Source organism: Pseudooceanicola lipolyticus, assembly GCF_002786325.1.
GTDB classification, from domain to species: domain Bacteria; phylum Pseudomonadota; class Alphaproteobacteria; order Rhodobacterales; family Rhodobacteraceae; genus Pseudooceanicola_C; species Pseudooceanicola_C lipolyticus.
Genome location: NZ_PGTB01000044.1, coordinates 21,686 through 28,032, shown reverse-complemented (window position 1 = coordinate 28,032; position 6,347 = coordinate 21,686). Strand labels below are relative to the sequence as shown.

The window sequence follows — 6,347 nt, the reverse complement described above, 5'->3', positions numbered from 1 at the left end:
GGCCAACACCTCGCCGTCGCGCAGCCCGTCTTCGGGCATCAGCCCGTTATAGCGGGCCAGTTCGTCTGCGGTCATGCCGATGCGGCCGGCCACGGCGGCAACCGTGTCGCCCCGCTGCGCCACCACCACCTGGTAATTCGGGTAAGAGATCACGCCGCGCGCATCCGGCGCGGGCCGCGCGGTGACCGCCTGCTGTGCCGCCGGCGCGGTGGAAAATCCGCCCATGCGGCCGCGCAGGTCGAAATCGAGCGGCTCGTCACAGGCCGCAAGCAGCGCAAGCAGGGCCACCGAGGCGCAAAGACGGGCGGGGAGGGAACCGGCTGAATGGGTCATCGCGTCTTCCTCAATTCGCGTCCCCCAAATCTGCGGCGGGGGTTGGCGGGTCTGCTCTCAGCCTCTAGCCGTCCCGGCCGAGGCCTTCAAGAAGCGGTACGAACCGAACCGGCAGAATCTCGTCATAATCGAACCCGCGCTCGTCGCGGCGCACGCGGATCAGCGTCTGTACTGCCTCGGCCTGTCCGACCGGCACCACCATGATACCGCCGATTTTCAGTTGCGCCAAGAGCGGGCCGGGCGGGTCTTCGGCCGCGGCGGTCACGATGATCCGGTCGAACGGCGCCTGTTCCGGCAGCCCGTGCGAGCCATCCGCCGTCATCGCGGTGATATTGGCCAGCCCCAGCGCGTCGAAGATCTGTCCGGCCTCGCGCACCAGCCTTGCGTGGCGGTCGACGGTATAGACCCTGCGCGCCAGCTTGCTGAGGATCGCCGCCTGATAGCCCGAGCCGGTGCCGACCTCCAGCACCTTGTCGCGCGGCGTCACTTGCAGCGCCTGGGTCATCAGCCCGACCACCGTGGGTTGCGAGATGGTCTGGCCGCAGGCAATCGGCAGCGGCGTGTCGTCATAGGCACGGGTGGAGAACAGCCCGGTGATGAACCGGCCGCGGTCGATCGCCTCCATCGCCTCCAGCACCCGCTTGTCACGCACGCCGCCGGTGCGCAGCGCGAACAGAAGGCGCATGGTGTTTTCTGCCGCCGCGTCGCTCATTCGATGGCTTTCAGCGCGTTCAGCGCGTCATGGGCGGTCAGGTCGGCGCGCATCGGCGTGACCGAGATATAACCGTCTATATTGGCGCGAGCATCGGTGCCGGGGGCGGTCTGAACATGTTGCTCACCGCCCTTGATCCACAGGAACCGGCGCCCCGAGGGCGAGCTGTGCGGTTCGACGCTGAAATGGGTGCCGCGGCGGAATCCCTGCGTGACCGCGCGCAGGCCCTTGACCTCGTCCGCCGGGACCGGCGGGAAATTCACGTTGTAAAACAGCCGATAGTCGCTGTCGGTCTCGGGGCAGGCGGCCAGGATCTTGCGGACCACCTCGGCACCATGCACCGCGGCGGCCTCGAACGGGTTGTCGGCGTCAAAGATGCGCGGCCCAAGATACTGCGACAGCGCAATCGCCGGCAGCCCCTGCAGCGCCGCTTCCATGGCGCCGCCCAGGGTGCCGGAATACAGCGCGTTCTCGGCCGAGTTGTTGCCCCGGTTCACGCCGGACAGCACCAGGTCGGGCCGCTGGTCCTTCAGCACTTCGTGCAGGCCCGCCAGCACGCAATCGGCGGGCGAGCCTTCGGCGGCAAAGCGGCGTTCGCCCATCTCGATCAGCATCATCGGATGGGTATAGCTGATGCAATGGGCCACACCCGATTGTTCAAAGGCGGGGGCAACGGTCCAGACCTCGCCCTCGTCGCCCGCCAGCTCGGCCGCGATCTGCTGCAGCACCGCCAGTCCGGGCGCATTGATCCCGTCGTCATTTGTGATCAGAATTCGCATACGGCCGCCCCTTTGAGTCTTGATAGGCGAGGGGGAAAGCCGGGGCAAGGGAGGCGGGGTACCGCCAGGCTCCGGCGCTGCAATTTGGTGTCAGAGGCCCAGTTCGGCCAGCAACCGTTTCGCTTCGGCGGCGGGCTGGGTCAGCGCGGCGCGGTCTTCGCCGGGGAAGAACCGGGCACGGGGGGCGGTGGGCATCGGCACGGGGGTCAGGATATGCACCGGCGGCCCGGTGCGCTCGCTCTCGGCCGCCCAGGACCGGGCCAGGGCGATCTGCGCCGCCTTGGTGGCGCCGTAGCTGCCAAAGAACTTCTGCCCGGCGCGCGGGTCGTCGAAAAACACCGCTTGGCCGGCCTCGCCCAGCAGTGGCGCGACAAAGCCGATCAGCGTGGCGGTGGCATTGGCATTGACGGCGACCGAGCGCTCCCAGTCGCGGGCATCAACAAATTGCGCCGGGGTCAGCGGCGCGGCGTGAATCGCCGTATGCAGCCACAGATCCAGCCGGCCCCAGCGGTCATGGATACCGCGGCACAGCTGCGCCATGGCATCGGTATTGGTGACATCCATCGGCGCCAGCGTGGCATGACCGCCTTTGGCCTGGATGCGGTCGTCCAGCTCTTCCAGCGCGCCGGTGGTGCGGGCCACGGCAACAATGTGATGGCTGGTGCACAGCGCTTCGGCCAGGGCGGCGCCCAGGCCGCGGGAGGCACCGGTGATCAGGGCAAGTTTGGTCATGGCTCAGCGTGTGGCGCGGCAGGCGGGCAAGGTCAAGCGGGTCGTTTCACCGCAGTGGCCGGGCGGCGCCGCCTTCAGGTCAACGGGGCGGATCAACAGCGCGAGGTCGGGACCCGAGAAGAGGTGCGATCTATTCCGCCGCCTTCATCTCGAAGCCCTGTTCCAGCATATCGGCGGGCCGAACCGGGTATTCCCCCGAGAAACAGGCGTCGCAATATTGCGGGTGCAGGTCATTGCGCCCGCCGGCTTCGCCGACGGCGCGGTAGAGGCCGTTCAGCGAGATAAAGCGCAGGCTGTCGACCTGCAGATGATCGCGCATTTCCTCTTCCGACATGGTGGCGGCCAGCAGCTTTTCGCGCTGCGGCGTGTCGACGCCATAGAAACACGGCCAGGCGGTCGGCGGGCTGGCGATGCGGAAATGCACCTCGCTGGCGCCGGCATCCAAGATCATTTCCTTGATCTTGCGGCTGGTGGTGCCGCGCACAACGGAATCGTCGACCAGGATCACCCGCTTGCCCTTGATCAATGCGCGGTTGACGTTCAGCTTCAGCCGCACACCCATATTGCGGATCTGTTCGGTCGGCTCGATAAACGTGCGGCCCATATACTGGTTGCGGATGATCCCCATGCCATAGGGAATTCCCGATTCGTGGGCATAGCCGATCGCCGCCGGGGTGCCGCTGTCGGGCACCGGGCAGACCAGGTCGGCCTCGACCGGGGCCTCGCGTGCCAGTTCCACGCCGATCTGGCGCCGCGTCTCATAGACCGAGCGGCCACCCAAAATGCTGTCGGGGCGCGAGAAATAGACATGTTCGAAGATGCAGAAACGCGGCTTGCGCTGGCGGAAGGGGAAATGGCTTTCCACCCCGTTCTTTTCGCTGATCACCACCATTTCGCCGGGGTCGATCTCGCGCACGAAATCGGCGCCGATGATGTCCAGCGCGCAGGTTTCCGAGGACAGGATCCAGCCATCGCCCAACTGGCCCAGCACCAGCGGCCGCACGCCCAGCGGATCGCGCACGCCGATCAGCTTGGTGCGGGTCATCGCAACGACGGAAAAGGCGCCTTCGACCTTGCGCAGCGCCTCTTCCATCCGGTCCGGAATGCTGCGCGCCATCGAACGCGCCATCAGGTGGATGATACATTCGCTGTCCGAAGACGACTGGAAGATCGAGCCGCGCTCAATCAGCTCGCGGCGCAGGGCATTGGCATTGGTGATATTGCCGTTATGGGCCACCGCCGCGCCGCCCAGGGAAAATTCACCGAAAAACGGCTGCACGTCGCGAATCGCCGTGTTGCCCTTCGACCCGGTGGTGGAATAGCGCACATGCCCGATGGCCAGCGGGCCGGGCAGGGTTTCCATCAGGCTTTGCGAGGTGAAATTGTCGCGGACATAGCCGAAACGGCGGGCCGAGTTGAAGCCCTGGTCGCGGTCGTGAGAGACGATGCCGCCGGCCTCCTGGCCCCGGTGCTGCAACGCGTGCAGGCCGAGGGCGACAAAATTGGCGGCATCCGTGATGCCGACGACGCCAAAAATGCCGCATTCCTCTCGCAGCTTGTCGTCGTCGAAAGGATGGGCAGGCGGTAGTTGCGGCGTGGACAAGGGGGCAGCTCCGAATCCGATGGCTCGTCTGACCCTCACATAGTCGCTCCACCTGCCGGTGTCACGAAAGGATCACATTTTGTTGCGTTCTGGGCGGCAAGCGTGTCGGGGATGCCTGCCGCGCGGGCCAGACCGCCCAGGGTCTGACGCGCCGTCACATAGGCGGTGTGTGGCGCGGGTGCAAGGTTTGCATCGCCGATGCGGCGCGGACAGGCGGGGTCTTACTGCTGCGCCGGGGCGTTGCAGGCGCCGACCAGGCTTTCATATTGCGCGGTGATCCAGCCCAGCGCCTGTTCCGGGTTGCGCTCTTCGATCTGGCTGGTGACGCGCGAGAACACCTCGGCAGAGCGGCTGTCATCGACCATGGTGAATTCCTGTGCGGTGATCACGGTGTCGTAGACAAAGAAGGCCACCGCCACCAGCAGGATGCCGCGCGCCACGCCGAACAGGAAGCCCAGCCCCTGGTCGATGCCACCGGCGGCCGAACGGCGCACGATGGTGGAAAACAGCGGCGTGAAGAAGGACACCACGATCAGCGCCAGGGCAAACACCGCGGCAAAGGCGGCGATGATCGACAATTCGCAACTGTCTGCGATAAATTCCCCGACCACCGGCAATTCCCGGATCATCGGCTCGACCTGCGGCGCGAACAGAAAGGCCAGCACCGCGGCGGCGATCCAGCCGACAATGGCCATGGCTTCGCGCACGAAGCCGCGCGAATAGGCCAGAAGCGCAGACAGCACGATAACCAGCGCGACGATCCCGTCGATGAGGGTGAAACCTTCCATATATTTCTGCCTCTGTTCTTGCCTGCGGCGCGACCTTAACCGGCTCCGAATACTTCGCCAACAAAACCTGTCAAATCCGTGGCCCGGGTAAGCGACAAGCTGGCATCTGTGCCGGTTTTGCCACCCGCCGGGGCGATTGCGGCCGTAAAACCAAGCTTTTGCGCCTCTTTCAAGCGGCTTTCTGTCTGCGGCGCCGGGCGCAGCGCCCCGGAGAGGCTGATTTCGCCGAAAACCACGGTTTCGGCGGGCAGCGCCGCGTCTTCGCGCGCCGAAAGCAGCGCTGCGGCCACGGCGAGATCGGCGGCGGGTTCGGAAATCTTCAACCCGCCGGCGACGTTGAGATAGACATCCAGCCCGGCAAAGGGGATGCCGCAACGCGCCTCGAGCACCGCCAGGATCATCGCCAACCGGCCGCCATCCCAGCCGACCACGGTGCGCCGGGGCTGCGAATGCGGCGTCGGCGCCACCAGCGCCTGGATCTCGACCAGCACCGGGCGCGTGCCCTCGATTCCGGCAAACACCACCGAGCCGGGCGAGGGCGTACCGCGTTCGGACAGGAACAGCGCCGAGGGGTTCACCACCTCTGCCAGGCCGGCGCCGGTCATCTCGAAGACGCCGATCTCGTCCGCCGGGCCGAAACGGTTCTTGACCGCGCGCAGGATGCGAAACTGATGGCCGCGTTCGCCCTCGAAATACAGCACCGTGTCGACCATGTGTTCCACCACGCGAGGGCCGGCGATTTGGCCCTCCTTGGTGACATGGCCGACCAGGATCACCGAGGTGCCGCGACGCTTGGCAAAGGCGGTCAGCTCATGTGCGGCGGCGCGCACCTGGCTGACCGAGCCCGGCGCGCTGTCGACATTGTCGGCCCACATGGTCTGGATCGAATCGATGATCGCCAGCTGTGGCCGTTCGGCTTCCAGCGTGGTGAGGATATCGCGCAAGTTGGTTTCGGCGCCGAGTTTCACCGGCGCCTCGGCCAGGCCCAGGCGGCGGGCACGCATCCGCACCTGCGCGGCGGCTTCCTCCCCCGAGATATACAGCGTTTTCAACCCGTTCGAGGCGAACCGTGCCGCGCCCTGCAACAGCAGGGTGGATTTGCCGATGCCGGGATCGCCGCCGACCAGGATCGCCGAGGCCGGGACCAGCCCGCCACCCAGCACCCGGTCCAGCTCGTCCAGACCCGACACGGTGCGCGGCGGCGGCACCTCGGTGCCGGCCAGATCGCTCAGCGCGATGGAACTGCCGCGTTTCGCGCCCAGGCTTTTCGACGCCGGACCGGCCGACAGCGGCGCCTCTTCGATGATGGTGTTCCAATCGCCACAGGATTCGCAGCGGCCGGACCATTTGGTGTAGGACGCGCCGCAGGCGGTACAGGTGAAGGACGCGGTTTTTGCCAT

7 protein-coding genes are annotated in these 6,347 nt (G+C 66.4%); all 7 read right to left on the bottom strand.

Translation table 11 applies throughout. The annotated features are described in order from the left end of the window. A partial coding sequence (locus tag CVM52_RS12315; RefSeq protein ID WP_133119836.1) for a LysM peptidoglycan-binding domain-containing protein occupies nucleotides 1–333 on the bottom strand: 333 nt, incomplete at its 3' end. A gap of 64 nt (nucleotides 334–397) precedes the next feature. Further along, on the bottom strand, nucleotides 398–1,045 hold the full coding sequence (locus CVM52_RS12310) for a protein-L-isoaspartate(D-aspartate) O-methyltransferase (protein ID WP_100162795.1): 648 nt from the start codon (nucleotides 1,043–1,045) through the stop codon (nucleotides 398–400). Next, a complete protein-coding gene (surE, locus tag CVM52_RS12305) occupies nucleotides 1,042–1,824 on the bottom strand; it encodes a 5'/3'-nucleotidase SurE (protein WP_100162794.1) in 783 nt (260 codons plus the stop codon). The genes CVM52_RS12310 and surE overlap by 4 nt, the downstream gene beginning before the upstream one ends. A 90-nt stretch (nucleotides 1,825–1,914) precedes the next feature. Then, a complete protein-coding gene (locus CVM52_RS12300) occupies nucleotides 1,915–2,556 on the bottom strand; it encodes an SDR family NAD(P)-dependent oxidoreductase (RefSeq protein ID WP_100162793.1) in 642 nt (213 codons plus the stop codon). 130 nt (nucleotides 2,557–2,686) lie between these two features. Continuing rightward, entirely contained in the window at nucleotides 2,687–4,159 is a 1,473-nt protein-coding gene (gene purF / locus CVM52_RS12295) for an amidophosphoribosyltransferase (protein WP_100162792.1), read from the bottom strand. A gap of 221 nt (nucleotides 4,160–4,380) precedes the next feature. After that, on the bottom strand, nucleotides 4,381–4,947 hold the full coding sequence (locus CVM52_RS12290; RefSeq protein WP_100162791.1) for a CvpA family protein: 567 nt from the start codon (nucleotides 4,945–4,947) through the stop codon (nucleotides 4,381–4,383). Nucleotides 4,948–4,982: 35 nt separating this feature from the next. Beyond that, nucleotides 4,983–6,347: a DNA repair protein RadA gene (radA, locus tag CVM52_RS12285; RefSeq protein WP_100162790.1), complete on the bottom strand. Its 1,365-nt coding sequence runs from the start codon at nucleotides 6,345–6,347 to the stop codon at nucleotides 4,983–4,985.